This is a genomic window from Burkholderia torrens (assembly GCF_984668525.1).
This window is the reverse complement of the sequence record NZ_OZ480211.1, coordinates 3495087-3512147: the sequence shown is the minus strand read 5'-3', so window position 1 is coordinate 3512147 and position 17061 is coordinate 3495087. Positions and strand designations below refer to the sequence as shown.

General features: G+C 65.6%; 20 protein-coding genes. 13 read left to right on the top strand and 7 right to left on the bottom strand.

Annotated elements, in window-relative coordinates; translation table 11 throughout:
* Positions 1-419 precede the first annotated feature (419 nt).
* From rpmH to yidC, 4 genes are all read left to right on the top strand, one after another.
* The gene (gene rpmH / locus AC5LXX_RS16340) at positions 420-554 is read left to right on the top strand and encodes a 50S ribosomal protein L34 (protein ID WP_004198824.1); all 135 of its coding nucleotides are present in this window, start codon (positions 420-422) and stop codon (positions 552-554) included.
* Between the two features lie 15 nt (positions 555-569).
* The gene (gene rnpA, locus AC5LXX_RS16335; protein ID WP_059232864.1) at positions 570-1031 is read left to right on the top strand and encodes a ribonuclease P protein component; all 462 of its coding nucleotides are present in this window, start codon (positions 570-572) and stop codon (positions 1029-1031) included.
* 75 nt (positions 1032-1106) lie between these two features.
* Positions 1107-1373 carry a membrane protein insertion efficiency factor YidD gene (gene yidD, locus AC5LXX_RS16330; RefSeq protein WP_059232865.1) on the top strand — a complete coding sequence of 89 codons (267 nt, stop codon included), beginning with the start codon at positions 1107-1109 and terminating at the stop codon, positions 1371-1373.
* A gap of 8 nt (positions 1374-1381) precedes the next feature.
* Complete coding sequence (gene yidC / locus AC5LXX_RS16325) at positions 1382-3049, top strand: membrane protein insertase YidC (RefSeq protein WP_493410110.1); 1668 nt, start codon at positions 1382-1384, stop codon at positions 3047-3049.
* A 135-nt stretch (positions 3050-3184) separates the two neighbouring features.
* Here the strand turns inward: yidC and AC5LXX_RS16320 are convergent, their stop codons facing one another.
* Positions 3185-3619, bottom strand: a complete 435-nt coding sequence (locus AC5LXX_RS16320; protein ID WP_034190192.1) for a transcriptional regulator — start codon at positions 3617-3619, stop codon at positions 3185-3187.
* 329 nt (positions 3620-3948) lie between these two features.
* Here AC5LXX_RS16320 and mnmE point away from each other — a divergent pair, with 329 nt between their 5' ends.
* The 3 genes from mnmE to AC5LXX_RS16305 all read left to right on the top strand — a co-directional run bounded on the left by mnmE (position 3949) and on the right by AC5LXX_RS16305 (position 6946).
* Positions 3949-5343, top strand: coding sequence for a tRNA uridine-5-carboxymethylaminomethyl(34) synthesis GTPase MnmE (gene mnmE, locus AC5LXX_RS16315; protein WP_124456942.1), 1395 nt, complete (start codon positions 3949-3951; stop codon positions 5341-5343).
* A 71-nt stretch (positions 5344-5414) separates the two neighbouring features.
* Complete coding sequence (locus AC5LXX_RS16310) at positions 5415-5996, top strand: hypothetical protein (protein WP_493410109.1); 582 nt, start codon at positions 5415-5417, stop codon at positions 5994-5996.
* Positions 5997-6169: 173 nt separating this feature from the next.
* On the top strand, positions 6170-6946 hold the full coding sequence (locus AC5LXX_RS16305; protein ID WP_493410108.1) for a hypothetical protein: 777 nt from the start codon (positions 6170-6172) through the stop codon (positions 6944-6946).
* Positions 6947-7071: 125 nt separating this feature from the next.
* On the opposite strand, the gene AC5LXX_RS16300 is transcribed toward AC5LXX_RS16305, so the two are convergent.
* From AC5LXX_RS16300 to AC5LXX_RS16285, 4 genes are all read right to left on the bottom strand, one after another.
* Positions 7072-7194 (bottom strand): hypothetical protein, encoded by a 123-nt coding sequence (locus AC5LXX_RS16300; RefSeq protein ID WP_256976788.1) that lies wholly within the window; start codon positions 7192-7194, stop codon positions 7072-7074.
* Positions 7195-7344: 150 nt separating this feature from the next.
* Positions 7345-8703 (bottom strand): GGDEF domain-containing protein, encoded by a 1359-nt coding sequence (locus AC5LXX_RS16295; protein WP_493410107.1) that lies wholly within the window; start codon positions 8701-8703, stop codon positions 7345-7347.
* A 110-nt stretch (positions 8704-8813) separates the two neighbouring features.
* Positions 8814-9062, bottom strand: a complete 249-nt coding sequence (locus AC5LXX_RS16290) for a DUF2795 domain-containing protein (RefSeq protein ID WP_059232870.1) — start codon at positions 9060-9062, stop codon at positions 8814-8816.
* 116 nt (positions 9063-9178) lie between these two features.
* Positions 9179-9349 carry a hypothetical protein gene (locus tag AC5LXX_RS16285; protein WP_006489933.1) on the bottom strand — a complete coding sequence of 57 codons (171 nt, stop codon included), beginning with the start codon at positions 9347-9349 and terminating at the stop codon, positions 9179-9181.
* A gap of 151 nt (positions 9350-9500) precedes the next feature.
* On the opposite strand from AC5LXX_RS16285, the gene speG reads away from it, so the two are divergent.
* The 3 genes from speG (at position 9501) to AC5LXX_RS16270 (ending at position 11636) form a co-directional block, all read left to right on the top strand.
* Complete coding sequence (gene speG, locus AC5LXX_RS16280) at positions 9501-10058, top strand: spermidine N1-acetyltransferase (RefSeq protein ID WP_493410106.1); 558 nt, start codon at positions 9501-9503, stop codon at positions 10056-10058.
* A 486-nt stretch (positions 10059-10544) separates the two neighbouring features.
* Positions 10545-10892 carry a surface attachment protein Sap1 gene (gene sap1, locus AC5LXX_RS16275; protein ID WP_034190197.1) on the top strand — a complete coding sequence of 116 codons (348 nt, stop codon included), beginning with the start codon at positions 10545-10547 and terminating at the stop codon, positions 10890-10892.
* A 189-nt stretch (positions 10893-11081) separates the two neighbouring features.
* The gene (locus tag AC5LXX_RS16270) at positions 11082-11636 is read left to right on the top strand and encodes a YaeQ family protein (RefSeq protein WP_493410105.1); all 555 of its coding nucleotides are present in this window, start codon (positions 11082-11084) and stop codon (positions 11634-11636) included.
* Positions 11637-11657: 21 nt separating this feature from the next.
* On the opposite strand, the gene AC5LXX_RS16265 is transcribed toward AC5LXX_RS16270, so the two are convergent.
* On the bottom strand, positions 11658-12071 hold the full coding sequence (locus tag AC5LXX_RS16265; protein WP_493410104.1) for a VOC family protein: 414 nt from the start codon (positions 12069-12071) through the stop codon (positions 11658-11660).
* A 430-nt stretch (positions 12072-12501) separates the two neighbouring features.
* On the opposite strand from AC5LXX_RS16265, the gene ada reads away from it, so the two are divergent.
* From ada to gshA, 3 genes are all read left to right on the top strand, one after another.
* Complete coding sequence (ada, locus tag AC5LXX_RS16260) at positions 12502-13593, top strand: bifunctional DNA-binding transcriptional regulator/O6-methylguanine-DNA methyltransferase Ada (RefSeq protein ID WP_493410103.1); 1092 nt, start codon at positions 12502-12504, stop codon at positions 13591-13593.
* Positions 13590-14549 carry a DNA-3-methyladenine glycosylase family protein gene (locus AC5LXX_RS16255; RefSeq protein ID WP_493410102.1) on the top strand — a complete coding sequence of 320 codons (960 nt, stop codon included), beginning with the start codon at positions 13590-13592 and terminating at the stop codon, positions 14547-14549. The genes ada and AC5LXX_RS16255 overlap by 4 nt, the downstream gene beginning before the upstream one ends.
* Positions 14550-15013: 464 nt before the next feature.
* Complete coding sequence (gene gshA, locus AC5LXX_RS16250) at positions 15014-16627, top strand: glutamate--cysteine ligase (RefSeq protein ID WP_493410101.1); 1614 nt, start codon at positions 15014-15016, stop codon at positions 16625-16627.
* A 70-nt stretch (positions 16628-16697) separates the two neighbouring features.
* On the opposite strand, the gene AC5LXX_RS16245 is transcribed toward gshA, so the two are convergent.
* The gene (locus AC5LXX_RS16245) at positions 16698-17009 is read right to left on the bottom strand and encodes a DUF4148 domain-containing protein (RefSeq protein ID WP_493410100.1); all 312 of its coding nucleotides are present in this window, start codon (positions 17007-17009) and stop codon (positions 16698-16700) included.
* Positions 17010-17061 lie beyond the last annotated feature (52 nt).

Below are 17061 nucleotides of genomic sequence, written 5' to 3'. Positions count from 1 at the left end.
CAAGTAACTGTCGTTTTTTGCGTGCACAGCGCGGCTCGCCGGCGCCCTTGTCGCGGTTGCGCAACAAGGCCCGAAGCGGTCGTGCGAGCGTGCCTCGGACGCCTGCGTCACAGTCGTGGAGAGGCAGGCGCGAGCCGAAGCGGTGTGCGGGATTCTTGGAGATAAGGCGAGATTCTAACGCCAAAAGCGGCCACAGCGGGACTTATCCACAGGCTGTGATTGTGGGGGGCGGGGCCGGATCGCGCGGGGCGTGCACAGGCGATCGACTCCTAAAGTATTGACCGTCAACGGAAAAACGGTTTAAATAGCGGGTTCCGCGAAAACCAATCCTGTATTCCCGGCGATTGCGTTCGCCCGAATGCCTCCGGTAGGGCACGCGGTCCCCTGAATTTCGACATTCTCGAACAAGTGAGAACATCATGAAACGTACTTACCAACCGTCCGTGACGCGCCGCAAGCGCACCCATGGCTTCCGTGTCCGCATGAAGACGGCAGGTGGCCGCAAGGTCATCAACGCTCGCCGCGCGAAGGGCCGCAAGCGCCTCGCCATCTAAGGCAGGTTGCGCGCTGTGTCCGCCGTCCGCAGTCCTGCGGAAGGTACCGTCGAGCCGGGTGCGAATCCGTCGCAGACGAAAGCCGCCTTCCCGAAAGCTGCGCGACTTCTGAAAACGGATGAATTTTCATCCGTTTTTCGTTTGCGTCCCTGGCGGCGCTCCGCGCACTTCGTGATTTACGGCAAGCCGACCGGTCAGCCCGCGCGTCTGGGGCTCGTCGTCGGCAAGAAGTATGCGCCGCGTGCAGTAACACGTAACCTCGTGAAGCGGCTGGCGCGCGATCAGTTTCGCCTGCGCCGGGCCGAATTCGCCGGTTACGACCTGCTGCTGCGGCAGCACACGCGCTTCGACAAGAAAGCGCTGCCGAGCGCGGCTTCCGCCCCGCTCGCGGCGATGTGCGCGGCCGAGATCCGCGAACTGCTCGACAGGGCAGTCCGGGAAATCGCCCGCCGTGCGTCGAAGCCCGCGTCCGAGTGACGCATCCGTGCCCGGTGCGGCGTTCGCGCCTGCCCGGCCGGTTTTGACGCGGCGTCGTACGGCGCCGCCCAAGGTATGGAAACGGTATTGATCGCCTTGCTGCGCTTCTACAAGGTTGCCGTGAGCCCGATGCTCGGCAACCGTTGCCGTTTTTATCCTTCCTGTTCGGATTACGCGCGCGAGGCAATCCAGTATCATGGCGCCGCGCGCGGCACGTATCTCGCCGTCAGGCGCGTGTGCCGATGCCATCCGTTTTCCGCGGGCGGCATCGACCTCGTCCCGCCGCCCAACTCCGACACTCGCGCTAGCGGCGAAGCCGACGCGCGGTCCCATCGACTCTGAGACAACGCATGGATATCAAACGCACCGTCCTATGGGTGATCTTCTTCATGTCAGCTGTCATGCTGTACGACAACTGGCAGCGGTCCCATGGACGCCCGTCGATGTTCTTCCCGAGCGCCACGCAGACGGCCCCCGCGGCCGCTGCCGGCGGTGCATCGGGCACGGGCGCGACGACGACGACCGCAGGTGAAGTGCCTGCTGCCGCAGCCGGCGCCGCACCGTCGACCACTGCATCGGCCGCTCAGGCGCAGCTCGTGAAGTTCTCGACCGACGTCTATGACGGCGAAATCGACACGCGCGGCGGCACGCTCGCGAAGCTGACGCTGAAGAAGCAGGGCGACGGCAAGCAGCCCGACCTGTACATCACGCTGTTCGACCACACGGCCGGCCACACGTATCTCGCACGCACGGGCCTGCTCGGCGGCGATTTCCCAAACCACAACGACGTCTACACGCAGCTGAACCCCGGCTCGACGTCGCTGACGGGTGACCAGAACACGCTGAAGCTGTCGTTCGAATCGCCGGTGAAGGGCGGCGTGAAGGTCGTGAAGACCTACACGTTCACGCGCGGCAGCTACGTGATCGGCGTCGACACCAAGATCGACAACGTCGGCACGGCACCGGTCACGCCGACGGTCTACATGGAACTCGTCCGGGACAACACAGCCGTCGAAACGCCGATGTTCTCGCATACGTTCCTCGGGCCGGCGGTCTACACGGACGCGAAGCACTTCCAGAAGATCAACTTCAGCGACCTCGACAAGAACAAGGCCGACTTCGTGAACTCCGCCGACAACGGCTGGGTCGCGATGGTGCAGCACTACTTCGCGTCGGCCTGGATTCCGAAGCAGGGCGTGAAGCGCGACATCTACGCTGAAAAGATCGATCCGACGCTGTACCGCGTCGGCGTGAAGCAGCCGGTCGCCGCGATTGCGCCGGGCCAATCGGCCGACGTGCAGGCCAGCCTGTTCGCCGGTCCTGAAGAAGAGCGCATGCTCGAAGGCATCGCGCCGGGCCTGGAGCTCGTGAAGGACTACGGCTGGGTGACGATCATCGCGAAGCCGCTGTTCTGGCTCCTCGAGAAGATTCACGGCTATGTCGGCAACTGGGGCTGGGCGATCGTGCTGCTGACGGTGCTGATCAAGGCCGTGTTCTTCCCGCTGTCGGCTGCCAGCTACAAGTCGATGGCGCGCATGAAGGAAATCACGCCGCGCATGCAGGCGCTGCGCGAACGCTTCAAGAGCGATCCGCAGAAGATGAACGCCGCGTTGATGGAGCTGTACAAGACCGAGAAGGTCAATCCGTTCGGCGGCTGCCTGCCGGTCGTGATCCAGATCCCGGTGTTCATCTCGCTGTACTGGGTGCTGCTCGCATCGGTCGAAATGCGCGGCGCGCCGTGGATTTTGTGGATTCACGACCTGTCGCAGCGCGATCCGTTCTTCATCCTGCCGGTGCTGATGGCCGTGTCGATGTTCGTGCAGACGAGCCTGAACCCGACGCCGCCGGACCCCGTCCAGGCGAAGATGATGAAGTTCATGCCGATCGCGTTCTCGGTGATGTTCTTCTTCTTCCCGGCCGGCCTCGTGCTGTACTACGTCGTGAACAACGTGCTGTCGATCGCGCAGCAGTACTACATCACGCGCAAGCTCGGCGGCGTCAAGAAGAAGCCAGCCTGACGCTCGTTGCACGCGCGGGCGGCCAGCCGCCCGCGATGCACGCAAAAAAAGCCGCATGGTTCGTGACCATGCGGCTTTTTCATTTCCCGGCGGTTATTTCCAGGCTGCGACGGCGGCGGCGCGTGCCGTTCCCGATCAGGCTTTCTTTGCTTCGAGTTTCAGATCGCCGTAGAACTGCTCGACCAGTTCCTGCACGAGGTAGCGTTGATGCGGGGACAGCGCCTCGATCTTCGACGCGAGTTCGATCGTCTCGGGCGTCGGCGGATAGCGCTCGTCACGCGGCAGCGGTTGCGGCGTCGGGTGTTCGATCACGCTCGGCGACGGCCCGTAATGCAGCCAGTGCACTTCGACGCGCAACCACTCGGCGAGCGTTTCGAGTTTGTCCGATGTCGGAATCGTGCGGCCCGTCAGCCATTTGTGCGCGGTTTGCGGCGAAACAGGGTGCGTTCCGCGGTGGCGCAGATTGAATCGGTTCGCCAGCTCGGTCGCACCGGTGACCTTCTCCGGGCTGCGCCGCAGGGCGAATTTCAGGCGTTCCGAGAACGCGGCTTTTTCTTCGGATGTCGGCATGGGGGAGATTGTGCAATTCCCTCGACGCGTTTCAGACAACCATATGCGCTAAACATATCTCATTCGGACGAATCCCGACCTCGACCGGATTGGGGATGGGAATTTGGGGGCAAATCGTTGGGCCGCTCCGGCAGGCATACTCGTCCGAAGCGATGGCGGTGTTATCCCGATGGACTGATACTTGCCTTATCCCCGGCGGGATAAATTCGGGCGAGTCCGAATCCGGCGGGGCGGCCGGTGGCGTGTGAGCCGGCACGCTACAATGCCGGCGTTCCGATGCCCGAACTGTTGCGCGGGCGCACCATTTTCATCCTGATTTCCCGATTCCCATGCTCGCTACCGATTCCGATCCGATCGTCGCCATTGCCACTGCTGCCGGCCGAGGCGGCATCGGGGTCGTTCGTGTGTCGTTCGGGCGCGGCGGCGAGGCGGCCGCGCTGCCGCTGATCGACGCGTTGTGCGGGCAGAAGCTCGCACCGCGTCATGCGAGCTACGTGCCGTTCCTCGACGAGCATGGCGCACCGCTCGACCGCGGGATCGCGCTGTATTTCCCGGCGCCGCATTCGTACACCGGCGAGCACGTGCTCGAGCTGCAGGGGCACGGCGGGCCGATCGTGATGCAGCTGTTGCTGCAGCGCTGCCTCGATGCGGGGCGTGGTTTCGGGCTGCGGCTCGCGGAGCCGGGCGAGTTCACGCGGCGTGCGTTCCTGAACGACAAGCTCGACCTCGCGCAGGCCGAGGCCGTCGCCGACCTGATCGAGGCGAGCACCGAGGCGGCGGCGCGCTCGGCCGGGCGCTCGCTCGACGGTGCGTTCTCGCGGCAGATCCATGTGCTCGTCGACGACGTGATCACGCTGCGGATGCTGGTCGAGGCGACGCTCGATTTCCCGGAAGAGGAGATCGACTTCCTCGAAGCGGCCGACGCGCGTGGCAAGCTCGCGAAGATCCGCGCGCAGCTCGCGCACGTGCTCGGCGATGCGCGGCAGGGTGCGCTGCTGCGCGAAGGGTTGTCGGTCGTGCTCGCGGGGCAGCCGAACGTCGGCAAGTCGTCGCTGCTGAACGCGCTGGCCGGCGCGGAGCTGGCGATCGTCACGCCGATCGCCGGGACGACGCGCGACAAGGTCGCGCAGACGATCCAGGTCGAAGGGATTCCGCTGCACATCATCGATACGGCCGGGCTGCGCGAGACGGAGGATGAGGTCGAGCGGATCGGCATTGCGCGCACGTGGAGCGAGATCGAGCGCGCGGATGTCGTGCTGCATCTGCTGGATTCGCGCACGGGGATGACGCCCGATGACGAAGTGATCGCGGCGCGGTTTCCGGGCGGCGTGCCGGTGGTGCGCGTGCTGAACAAGACGGACCTGACCGGCGTGCCGGCATGCGTCGAGCATCCGGCGGCCGAGGGCGACCTGACGGAGGTGCATCTGTCGGCGAAGCGCGGCGACGGGATCGACATGCTGCGTGCGGAGCTGCTGCGGATTGCAGGGTGGCAGGCAGGGGCGGAAGGCGTGTATCTCGCACGCGAGCGGCATTTGATCGCGCTGCGGGCGGCGCAGGAACATCTCGCGCAGGCGGCGGATCATGCGGAGCAACGCGCTCAGTCGCTCGATCTGTTTGCCGAGGAGCTGCGGCTCGCGCAGGAGCAGCTGAATTCGATTACGGGGGAGTTCACTTCGGATGATCTGCTGGGGGTGATTTTCAGCAGGTTTTGTATCGGGAAGTGAGTGGGCGCTCAAGGTAGCCTAACGTCCACGAAGCTTGTGCGGCGCTAATTTGTCCCGCGAAACACCAACGAATGAGAGAAGAGGACAAAGTGTCCGAGAGTGAAGGCGTGGATCGAGAGGTTCGAGCCAAGCACGCAACGTATTCGGTGTTGAGGGAGCGCATCGTCGAGCATGTATTCATCGGTGATGTCATGCGTCGGCTTTGGCAGCGAGACATCATGGATATCGAAGTGCTGCGTGCGGAGTTTGACACGAACGGCTACGACCTCGTCATGAGCCGCGCGAGCGTCCTGCGTCATATTCAGCTCAAGGTGTCGCTCGTCGACGGCGCGCGGTCCCGGATCAACATCAACTTGAAACTGGGAAATACGCCAAGTGGTTGCGTCATCTGGATCGTCGTCGATCGCAATCTCAAGATCGTCGAATATCGTTGGTTTGGCGGACCACCGGGCATGCCGCTTCCCGACATTTCCGATCGTGGCGCCGTGCGCCATACGCGGGCCAATGCCCACGGCGAAAAGGCGGTTCGAGACGGGCAGCGTTCGTTATCGCGGTCAGACTTCGTTTCTCTCGACGTATCTCCCGATGGACCGGATGCCGTGATCGAGCAATTGTTCGGGATTGAATGTCCGGAATCGTCATCACGCCGATAACGACGCCGGTTTGATCGATGAAGATCCTTCGGCGCCGACCTGACAGCCTTGTCAGATGGCTGGTCGCTGTCCTGATGCTACATTCCGTCGGGCTCAAGCAAGACTTAACCCGACGTGGATCTATAGCGGCTCGCGTGCCAGCCTGATCCGGCATCACCGAACGATCACCACCCATGTCCCTGTCCCGCCGACATTTCGTTGCCTCCCTCGCCGCATTCCCGATGCTTGCCGCACGCGCGGCGTCGGGCGCTCCCGTGTCGTCACGACCTGCCGACCGCAACGCGATCATCCGCGACGTTTTCGCCGACGGCGCATCTCTTCCCGACCTGACCTCGCGCCACGTTGCGTTGATGAAGCAGTTGCGGGTGATGTGGGTGCCGGTCGAATCCGGCGCACCGGGCATCGATCCGATGCATCCGCTGATCGGCGAAGGGTCGACGATTATGTTGGCCAAGGCTGCACTCAAAACCAATGACGATGCGCTCGCCATTCGCACGCTCGCCGAACTCGGACACCTCGTCCCCGTGTTTGTCGCGACGGCGGGCACGCTGGCGCCCGGGCGATACACGATCCCGCCAGCGCTTCGCAAGCTGTTTGCCTTCAAGGGGAGCGGTGTCGATGCGTCGGGCCGTTTCGAATTTCGTGCCGCGCATCTTGCCGTGCTGAGGGGCGCCAACTGGCGGACGGTCGATGCGGACGCTATAGACGACGTGCTGAGCGAAGGTGATTTCTGGCCGATGGCCTACATCGACGGCAAGCGGCCATACGGGGATCGCACGTACTACCAGTTCGACATGGCCGAACTGCTGGGGGAGCCGTACAAGCGGGATACCAGTGGCAACTTGGTCAAGGATGGGAAAAAGGATGCGCGTCTGGAGCGGCTTCACGGCGAAACGCTCGCCGCACTACAGGTGTTCCTGATGCACGCCGATCTGACCAGGCCGGCCTGATCGGGTTTCAGTCCGGCGCATCGATCGCGTTGCAGACAACAAGGCGATCGACGCATCCGTATCCTTCGCGACAACAACGGTGCGCCGACCTTTTCGCGACCGTAGCGCCGCAACCTTCACCCGCCTCAATCCCAATGACGATGATGGTGGTAATACCCATCCCCGTAATATCCACCGCCGTCAGGCACCACGATACAGCCGCTCAGCAACACGGCGACACCGGCAATCAGCAAAAGGGTTTTCTTCATGGCACTCACCTGCTCGGGTTCGATATGAAACCCAGCATAGCGAGCGCCTCCCACCCCGGATGTAAGCGATCGTTTCCCTGTTGCGCAATCCGTAACGGCGGATTATTCCGGTCACAATGACCGTAACAATTAGCCAAACAGCAGACGTTTTCAGGCGACGACGACCCTGTTTCGCCCCGTATCCTTCGCACGATACAGCGCGGCATCGGCGGCTTCGATCAACGCATCGGGCGTCGACAGATCGTCGGCCGACACGGTCGCGCAGCCGACGCTGACGCTCACGCGCCCGGCCGGCGAATCCGGCATCTCGAGGTCGAGCCGCAGCACCGCGTCGCGCACTTCGTCGGCCACCACGCGTGCGCCGCGCGCGCCCGTGTTCGGCAGCACGATCGCGAACTCCTCGCCGCCGTAGCGCGCGACGATATCCGCAGGCCGCCGCACCGCGCCGGCCAGCGCATTCGCAATCGCGATCAGGCACGCATCGCCCTTCACGTGGCCGAACGCATCGTTGTAGGCCTTGAAGTGATCGACGTCGATCATCAGCAGCGACAACGGTTCGCCCTGACGCCGCGCCTGCAGGAACAGCGTGTGGAAATGATCGTTGAAGTGGCTGCGGTTGAACGCGCCGGTCAATCCGTCGCGCGCGGACGACCGGATCAGCGTCGCGTGCGCCTCGAACAGCTGCCGGTACAGCATCGTCACTTCCCACGCGAGCACGCACACGAGCACGCCGGGCGTGAACATGCTGAACACGCGCGCGACGTACCAGCCGACCGTGAAGCGGTTCGTCGCCAGCAGGTTCAGCGTCGTATCGGTGAGGCACGCGAGCACGGCGATCGCGAGCCACAGGTCGAGTGTCGTGCGCAGCCGGCCGGTGACGACCACGGTGACGAGCGCGAGCACATTGAGGATCCACACGACGAGCGCGATGCCGTTGACGGGCAGCACGGCCGCGTCGCCGGGCGGATGGAACGCGGGCGGCAGCGACACGTTCAGCGCGAGCGCGCATAGCAGCGCCGCTGCGACGGCCGGCCCGCCGACGAGCGCGACCGTCCAGCGGCGCGTCTCTTTCTCGCCGACCGGTGCGCGCGTCAGCCGCTCGCGTGCGAGCAGCGCGGCCATCACGAAGCACGGGAAGCCGGCATGCCAGAAGACCCACATCCACGCAGCGCTTTGCGGGCGCGCGCCGAGCAGGCCCTGCGGCGCGAATACGCCGGGAAAGGTGAGCAGTTGCAGCGCGACGGCGAGCGCGGTGAACGCATAGGCGCCGCCGAGCGCACCGAGCACGGGCTGGCGCGTGACGGTGAACTGCGCGCCGAGGAAGAATGCGGCGATGCTCGCGGTCGTGAACACGGTGAGCGCGCACATCGGCATGAACGGCTCGATGGCCGGCAGCGAGACGTTCGCGTGCGGCGCGGCGATCCCGAGTGCAAGCAGGATGACGAGCGCCGTCAGCGCGCCGAACCAGAGCTGACGGCGCGTCGTATGCTGGATCAGGATGCCTTCCATGGAGTCCCCCGGACACGCGTGCTCGAACGCCCGTTCTTGCGCCGGGCGGCACGCCTCCCGATCGCGGCGCGACCGGTGCGGCCCGATCCTATCGCGTTATTGCCATCCGCTCAAATGCCGAGCCCCGGGCCGAAGTTGCCGGCGACCCATTGCGTGACGGCATTGACGTCCGCGTAGTCCTGTTCGGGCAGGCCGTCGAGCATCGACAGCACCTCGTTGCTGGCGCCGGCGTCGCGCGCGGCATCGACGATCGCATCCTTGTTCGCCGGGTACCGGACGGCCGCCAGCACGTCGGCGATCTGCAGGTCGATCGTTTCGTGAGGGATATCGTGAGCAGGGGCAGCGGGCTTGTCGTTCACGGCGGCGTCTCGCGGGTTGGGCGGGAATCGGATCGAAGCGGAGGGGCGGCGCACCGCGCGCTACCGGGCCCGGGATGGCCCGGCCGGCGTGTGCTGCGCGTCGAGGATGAAGCGGCTCAATGACCGCGTCGCACGCGGCGCCACGGATGCTTCCAGTCGATATGCGGTGCGTTTTCGTCGCGCGGATGCTGGCGCCGGTGCTCCTGCCACAGTTCGTCGGAAAACAGCGCCGCGACGATGACGAGTGGCAGCACGAGGAATATTCCGAGTATGACTTGCTCGATCACGATAGCCTCCTTGCGGTGGCAGGAACCCTTGCTCCCATTCTAGGCTCTGAACCCGGCCCGCGTTCATTTTCTTACAGTGCGGAACGGGCCCGGACGCGGGCGTGCCGCGTGGGCATTCCGCACGTGCGCCGGCATCAAAAAGGACATGAACATGCAACTCCAGAACGATACCAACACGCTCGCGCTGCGGCCGCTGGAGCGCCAGGACCTGCGCTTCGTCCACGAGCTGAACAACGACGCGAAGATCATGCGCTACTGGTTCGAGGAACCGTACGAAACCTTCTCGGAGCTGTCGCAACTGTACGACCGCCACGTGCACGACCAGCGCGAACGCCGTTTCGTCGCGGTCGATGCGCAAGGCGAACTGGTCGGCCTCGTCGAGCTGATCGAGCTGGACTACATCCATCGCCGCGGCGAGTTCCAGATCATCATCGCGCCGCACTGCCAGGGGCGCGGCTATGCGGGCCAGGCGACGCGCCTCGCGATCGAGTACGCATTCAAGGTGCTGAACATGCGCAAGCTGTACCTGATCGTCGATACGTCGAATGCGGCGGCGATTCACGTGTACGAGAAATGCGGATTCCAGCACGAGGCCGAATTGAAGGAGGAGTTTTTCGGCAACGGCGCGTATCACAACGCCTATCGCATGTGCATTTTCCAGCGCGATTATTTCGAGCATCATCAAGCCAGCCCGAACAAGGCAGGGTAAACACGCTGACGAAAAGCGCTCGCGGCGGGATTCCGCGGGCATCGAAACCATTCGGGGAACTACGGATAAATACGGATTCGCTTATACCTGGCATTTTTCTTGTATCAGGTATTTGCGATTCCGCGCCGCAGTAAAGTTGAATCATTTCGGGTGACTTTATGTGCGGCGCATCAAAATGATCCGGATGGCGAAATGGATTATCCAAACCGTTCAATCGTCGCAATGTAACTTTCCTGAAAGCCCTGCCTGGCAACGCTTTGCGCCTGGCGTCACGGGCCTGCCTGCTGCGCGCCGGGCGTTGCTGCGGGCGCGCGGCAAGCGAAAAACGGGCTGCGCACGGGGTGCGACAATCCGCCGCTATTGCGGTCGCACAACAAATGTGCTTGCTATCGTTTGCCGGTCTTCTAAAGTGAAAAACGCGGGTTCACGATCATCTTTAAACGCATAGCTAACCCAAGCCTGGTGCCCGCAGCCTGGAGACAGAACATGATGAAGCGTACCGGTATCCTTTTTGCCCTCGTCGGCGCATTTTGCGCAGTGTCGATTGCCCAGGCCGGCGGCGATTCGGCCGTCAAGCCGAAGCAGGAAATCCAGTTGACGAAGAACGCCTGGGGCTGCCTGTCGAAAGACAATCTGGATTCCGTACTGAATCACGAGCGTGACGGCAAGTCGCAGGCGAAGCAGCAATACTTCGACGACTTCCGCTGCCTGTCGGTGCCGGAAGGCCAGCGCTTCCGCGTGGTGTCGGTCGACCAGGGCGACGTGCAGTTCGTCAGCGCCGACAACAGCGACCAGCAAGGCCTCTGGACCGATTCGCGCTTCGTCAAGCAGTAACCGGTCGATCCGCGCGCAGTCGCACGACGCGCGAGCGCGCCGGCCCGACGGGCCGGCGGCGCGAACCGAACACGGCCCGGCGGATGCCGGGCCGTTGCGCTGTGGAGTACGCATGACACGCGCCGGGCGGCGCGCATTCGGTATCATCACGGCCCGACCGAACCGAATGCCCGCCCGGGCCGACTCCGCATGGCGCTGAAATCCACGATCTACAAAGCCGAACTGCAAATCGCCGACATGGATCGGCATTACTACGCCGATCACGCGCTGACGGTGGCGCGCCATCCGTCGGAAACCGACGACCGGATGATGGTGCGCATCGTCGCGTTCGCGCTGTTCGCGCACGAGCGGCTCGAATTCTGCAAGGGACTGTCGGACGTCGACGAGCCCGATCTGTGGCAGAAGGACCTGACGGGCGCGATCGACGTATGGATCGAGGCCGGCCAGCCCGACGAACGGCGCATCTCGAAGGCGGCCGGCCGCGCCGGGCAGGTCACGGTGATCGCGTACGGCGGCAAGACGTCGGATATCTGGTGGCAGGGCGTGCGCAGCAAGGTCGAGCGGCTGCGCAACGTGCAGGTGCTGTCGCTTGCCGACGGCGTCGCGACCGCGCTCGGGCGGCTCGCGGAGCGCACGATGCGCCTGCAGTGCACGGTGCAGGACGGCACCGCATGGATCTCGAGCGCCGACCACGATCCGGTCGCGGTCGAATGGACGGTGCTGAAGGCGCGCGCGGATGCGTAACGGCCCGCGCGCCGGCCGCGTTCAGCCGAGCGCGGCCGGCGGCCCCTTGACTTCGACCATGTTGCCCTCGGGATCGAACAGGTAGATCGACGGCCCGTAGCCGCCGGCGCCGTAGCGTTCGGCCGGCGCGTCCGGCCGCGCGCCGTGCGCGGCGAAATGGGCGATCAATGCGTCGGGATCGAACGGCTCGACGCGCAGGCACAGGTGATCGAGGTTGCGCCCCGTGCCGGGCGGGCCGCTGTCGGGACGGTCGATCGGGCCGCCGACCGTCAGCAGGTCGATCAGCGCATCGCCGGCGCGCAGCTGCACGAGGCCCAGCTCGGGCTGCTCCTTCTCGACATGGCAGCCGACGACGTCGCAGTAAAAGCGCGTCATCGCCGCCATTTCGGTCACGCGCAGCACGATGTGATCGATCCCGCGAATGGTGGGCTTCATGAACGGTTACTCCTTCGCTGTCGACGAGCATCGAGTGTAGGCGCATCGCGCCTGCGCCGCAGGCCGGAACGCGGCACAATCGACAGACGAAAAAAAGCCCGCTCACGCAGTGCGGAGCGGGCTTAATCCATATCAGGAGGAGACATGGAGGAGACAGTTCCAACTATACACACGGCGATGGTGCGACGCAATATTCCGATTGCAAAAAAACGTCAGGACGGCGATTTGTCGCATCCGCACTGCAGCAAAAGAGTGACGGGACGATGACGAAAATCGTGCCGGAGCGGCCGCCGCGCACGTTTCGTCGGATTTATTGTCAACTGATGCGTCCCCGGTTCGTCGATCGAATCACAGAGCAAGATTCAGGGCGCGACGGTATGTGCCGATGTCTAGAGTAGGCACCATCTACACTAAAGCGTACGAGGTTCAGATGAAAACCGCCTATCCGACCGACGATGCCCGCTGGGGCGCCGTGACCGAGCGCGATCCGCATGCGGACGGCGCGTTCTTCTATGCCGTGAGCACGACCGGCGTGTTCTGCCGTCCGACCTGCGCGTCGCGCCAGCCGCGCCGCGAGAACGTGTCGTTCTTCACCGATGCGGCGGCCGCACGCGCGGCCGGCTTCCGGCCGTGCAAGCGCTGCCAGCCGGAAGGGCTGCCGCGCGAACTCGAGATCGTCAACCGCGCATGCGCGGTGCTCGACGCGCATGCCGAGCGGCTCACGCTGCAGCAACTGAGCGACGCCGTGCACGTGAGCCCGTTCCACCTGCAGCGGCTCTTCAAGCGCGTGGTCGGCGTGTCGCCGCGGCAGTACCAGGCCGCGCAGCGCGGCGCCGCGCTGCGGCAGGCGCTGCAAAGCGGGCAGCCGGTCACGCAGGCGGCCGTCGACGCGGGTTTCAACTCGCCGTCGCGGCTCTATGCGTCGGTGCCGCGCGAGCTCGGGATGGCGCCGTCCGCGTTCCGCCGCCAGGGCGCAGGCCTGCGGATCGAGTATGCGACCGCGTCGACGTCGCTCGGCACGGTGCTCGTCGCCGCGACCGGTCAGGGCATCTGCCGGATCGCGTTCGGCGACGAACCGGCTGCGCTCGTCGGCGAGCTGAAGGATGCGTTCGCGCGCGCCGAACTGGTCGAAGCGTCCGCGCGGCTCGCGCCGTTCGTCGCACAGATCCGCGCGTACCTGGACGGCACGCGGCACGCATTCGACCTGCCGCTCGACATCGCGCCGACTGCGTTCCAGCAGCGCGTATGGGAAGCGCTGACGCATATTCCGTACGGCGAAACACGCAGCTACTCGGAGATTGCCGAGGCGCTCGGTTCGCCGCGCGCGGTGCGGGCCGTCGCGTCCGCGTGCGCGTCGAACCCGGTCGCGCTCGCGATTCCGTGCCACCGTGTCGTGCAGAAGGGCGGCGCGCTCGCCGGATATCGCTGGGGTGTGCGCCGCAAGGCGACGCTGCTCGCGTCCGAGGCGCGTCATGCCCACAACGATGAACCCGAAGCAGTGACGGAGGGCAGTGAGGTTTGAGCATCGAAACAGCAACGATCACGTCCATCGCGAACGGCGGCCATGTGCCGCCGTCCGCGCAGATGGAGCTGCGCTACAAGGCGCCGTACGACTGGGCGCGCGTGCTGCGCTTCTTCAGCGGGCGCGCGATCCCGGGCGTCGAGCAGGTTGCCGACGGCATGTATCGCCGCATCGTCGACCTGCACGGCGATGCCGGCCGGCTCACCGTCGCCAAACATCCGCGCAAGCATTGCCTGATCGCGACCGTCGAAGGGGCCGTTGCGCGCCATGTCGACAAGGCGTTCGCCGCGCGCGTCGCGACGATGTTCGACCTCGGCGCCGATCCGGCCGCGATCGGCGGCGGGCTCGCACGCGATCCGTGGTTCGCGCCGCTCGTCGAGGCCGCGCCGGGGCTGCGCGTGCCGGGCGCATGGTCGGGGTTCGAGCTGGCCGTGCGTGCGATCGTCGGCCAGCAGGTGAGCGTGAAGGCGGCGACGACGATCGTCGGCCGGCTCGTGGAACGGGCCGGTGAGCGCGTGGTGCACGAGGACGACGGCGCGCCGGCGTGGCGTTTCCCGACGCCCGACGCGCTGGCCGCGTGCGATCTCGACAGGATCGGGATGCCCGGCAAGCGGGTGGCGGCACTGACGGGCGTGGCGCGCGCGGTGGCGGCCGGCGACGTGCCGGTCGATCACGCACACGCCGATCTCGCGACGCTGCGCAGCGCGTGGCTCGATCTGCCGGGCATCGGCCCGTGGACCGTCGAATACATCGCGATGCGCGCGTGGCGCGACCCGGACGCGTGGCCGGCCTCCGATCTCGTGCTGATGCAGTCGATCGCTGCGCGCGATCCGGCGCTCGACCGGCTCACCAGCCAGAAGCGCCGCACCGAAGGCTGGCGGCCGTGGCGCGCGTATGCGGCACTGCATCTGTGGAACGAAGTGGCCGACCGGGCGGGCGGCGCGCGCGGCGGGTGAACGCGGCGGCGTGCGGCCGGATGCGACCGGGCCGGGCCGCGATGCAACCCGTTGCGCCGGCCGTGCAGGACTCCTCAGGCTACCCGCCGGATGCAGGCCGTCGCGGCCATTCCTCGAATCCGGCGCCTGCCGGATGCCGTGCGTGCGATGCAGGTGCACGCGTCGTGTCCCGGTCGGTTCGGTGGCGCGGTTGCACCTGCCGCCACCTGTTTGCTGCCCACGTTCCGTCCGACGAATTCGGCTGACCGGCGTGACGATCGGCGCCGCCTGGAACCGGTCACACGTGTTTCGAGAACCGCGGCCGGCCCGTCCGGCGGCCCGCTCAAGCCCGCGCACCCGGCCCGGAGCCACCTCAAGCGCGTGTTTCGGCGAGATGTTAAAGTGCCCGCTACCAACGAAGCGACCAACAATCCAGCCGGCCGCGCGCGGCATTCTGCGCGCGGCCGTCACGCACTTGCGTCTCCATGTCGAACACCATGACTCACCGCCAGTCCGAACTGCTGCTGAATCGTCTCGAAGCGCTGAGCTCGGGCCCGACGCGGCAGCATCTGCCCGACGGCCTGCGCGGCATCGAAAAGGAAAGCCTGCGCGTGACGCGCGACGGGATGATCGCGTTCACGCCGCATCCGCACGCGCTCGGCTCGGCGCTCACGCATCCGGCGCTGACGACCGACTATTCCGAAGCGCTGATCGAACTGATCACGCCGGCCGAGCGCGACGCCGCGATCACGCTCGAACGCCTCGACGATCTGCATCGCTACGTCTATGCGTCGCTCGGCGACGAGATGCTGTGGAACGACTCGATGCCGGGCCTGCTGCCGGCCGACGATCAGATTCCGATCGCCGACTACGGCTCGTCGAACATCGGCCGCCTGAAGACGGTGTACCGGCGCGGCCTCGCGTATCGCTACGGCCGCACGATGCAGTGCATCGCGGGCATCCACTACAACTACTCGCTTCACGAGGAAGTGTGGCGGCGCCTGCATGCGGACGAAGGCTCGACGGCCACGCTCGTCGACTACCAGTCGGAACGCTATCTCGCGCAGATCCGCAACTTCCGCCGCCGCAGCTGGCTGCTGATGTACCTGTTCGGCGCGTCGCCGTCGCTCGACACGAAGTTCCTGCGCGGCAAGCCGCACAAGCTCGACACGTTCGACGCCGATACGCTGTACCTGCCGTATGCGACGAGCCTGCGGATGAGCGATCTCGGCTATTCGAACACGACGGCCCAGGCCGCGCTGCACGTCGACTACAACACGCTGCCCGGCTATCTCGACGCGCTGTCGAAGGCCGTGAGCGAGCCGTATCCGGCGTACGAGGCGATCGGCACGCACCGCGACGGCGAGTGGATCCAGATCAACACGAACGTGCTGCAGATCGAGAACGAGTTCTACTCGACGATCCGGCCGAAGCGCGTCACGTATTCGGGCGAGCGGCCGCTGCATGCGCTCGCGTCGCGCGGCGTGCAGTACATCGAAGTACGCTGCCTCGACATCGATCCGTTCGAGCCGACCGGCATCGCGCTGGAAACCGCGCGCTTCATCGACGCGTTCCTGCTCGCGTGTGCGCTCGACGAGAGCCCGGCGCTCGACTGCCCCGCGTACAAGGAAGCGAACGCGAACTTCGGCAGCGTGACGATGGAAGGCCGCAAGCCGGGACTCACGCTCACGCGCGACGGCCAGTCGATCACGCTGCAGCAGTGGGCCGACGAGTTGATGGCCGATATCGAAACCATCGGCCGCCGTCTCGACGAAATTCGCGGCGGCGACGAGCATGCGCGCGCGATTGCCGCGCAGCGCGAGAAGCTCGCCGATCCGGAGCGCACGCCGTCCGCGCGCGTGCTGCGCACGATGCGCGAAAACGGCCAGTCATTCCTCGCGTTCGCGCTCGCGCAGAGCGAAACGCATGCCGCGCATTTCCGCGCGCATCCGCCGTCGGCGGACACGCTGCGCACCGAGCAGGCGCTCGCCGCGAAGTCGCTGGCCGAGCAGGCCGAGCTCGAAGCGAAGGAGGCCGGATCGTTCGACGCGTTCGTGGCGGCCTACCGCGCGTATACGCTGAACCGCTTCAGCGTCTGACGATCGCAGGCGGCCGGCGCAGCACGCGTCGCGCCGCTCTGCCGTGCGATCGGGCCGGTTCCGTCAATGATCAGTGGTGGGCGTACGTGTCGCGATCGATTGCGCGCGGCAGCGCCAGCTTGCCTGATTCCCCGTTCGCCCGGCCGTCGCTGCCGTAACCGGCGTCCTCGCCGCGCGCCTGCGCGGCACGCTGCATGATCGCCCGCATGTTCTCCGGAAAGTCTGGACTGCTTGCGAGACTCGTCCGATAGCCGGCGGCCTGCAGCTCCACGAGTTCCTGGCGGACCTGCGCGCGCGTCACCGTCGATGCCGCCTGAGCGTGGGCGGCGAAGGCCGCGCCCATCAGCAGGAGGGCGCATGCCGTGTGTTTCATCGTATTCATCGTGATTGCTCCATGACGTTCCGGTGCCGCACCGTTTCTGGCCAGGCCGGAA

Coding starts and splice junctions, on each gene's coding strand:
- rpmH (WP_004198824.1), top strand. CDS start 420: ATGAAACGTACTTACCAACCGTCCGTGACGCGCCGCAAGCGCACCCAT.
- yidD (WP_059232865.1), top strand. CDS start 1,107: ATGGAAACGGTATTGATCGCCTTGCTGCGCTTCTACAAGGTTGCCGTG.
- yidC (WP_493410110.1), top strand. CDS start 1,382: ATGGATATCAAACGCACCGTCCTATGGGTGATCTTCTTCATGTCAGCT.
- AC5LXX_RS16320 (WP_034190192.1), bottom strand. CDS start 3,619: ATGCCGACATCCGAAGAAAAAGCCGCGTTCTCGGAACGCCTGAAATTC.
- mnmE (WP_124456942.1), top strand. CDS start 3,949: ATGCTCGCTACCGATTCCGATCCGATCGTCGCCATTGCCACTGCTGCC.
- AC5LXX_RS16310 (WP_493410109.1), top strand. CDS start 5,415: ATGAGAGAAGAGGACAAAGTGTCCGAGAGTGAAGGCGTGGATCGAGAG.
- AC5LXX_RS16305 (WP_493410108.1), top strand. CDS start 6,170: ATGTCCCTGTCCCGCCGACATTTCGTTGCCTCCCTCGCCGCATTCCCG.
- AC5LXX_RS16300 (WP_256976788.1), bottom strand. CDS start 7,194: ATGAAGAAAACCCTTTTGCTGATTGCCGGTGTCGCCGTGTTGCTGAGC.
- AC5LXX_RS16295 (WP_493410107.1), bottom strand. CDS start 8,703: ATGGAAGGCATCCTGATCCAGCATACGACGCGCCGTCAGCTCTGGTTC.
- speG (WP_493410106.1), top strand. CDS start 9,501: ATGCAACTCCAGAACGATACCAACACGCTCGCGCTGCGGCCGCTGGAG.
- sap1 (WP_034190197.1), top strand. CDS start 10,545: ATGATGAAGCGTACCGGTATCCTTTTTGCCCTCGTCGGCGCATTTTGC.
- AC5LXX_RS16270 (WP_493410105.1), top strand. CDS start 11,082: ATGGCGCTGAAATCCACGATCTACAAAGCCGAACTGCAAATCGCCGAC.
- AC5LXX_RS16265 (WP_493410104.1), bottom strand. CDS start 12,071: ATGAAGCCCACCATTCGCGGGATCGATCACATCGTGCTGCGCGTGACC.
- ada (WP_493410103.1), top strand. CDS start 12,502: ATGAAAACCGCCTATCCGACCGACGATGCCCGCTGGGGCGCCGTGACC.
- gshA (WP_493410101.1), top strand. CDS start 15,014: ATGTCGAACACCATGACTCACCGCCAGTCCGAACTGCTGCTGAATCGT.
- AC5LXX_RS16245 (WP_493410100.1), bottom strand. CDS start 17,009: ATGAATACGATGAAACACACGGCATGCGCCCTCCTGCTGATGGGCGCG.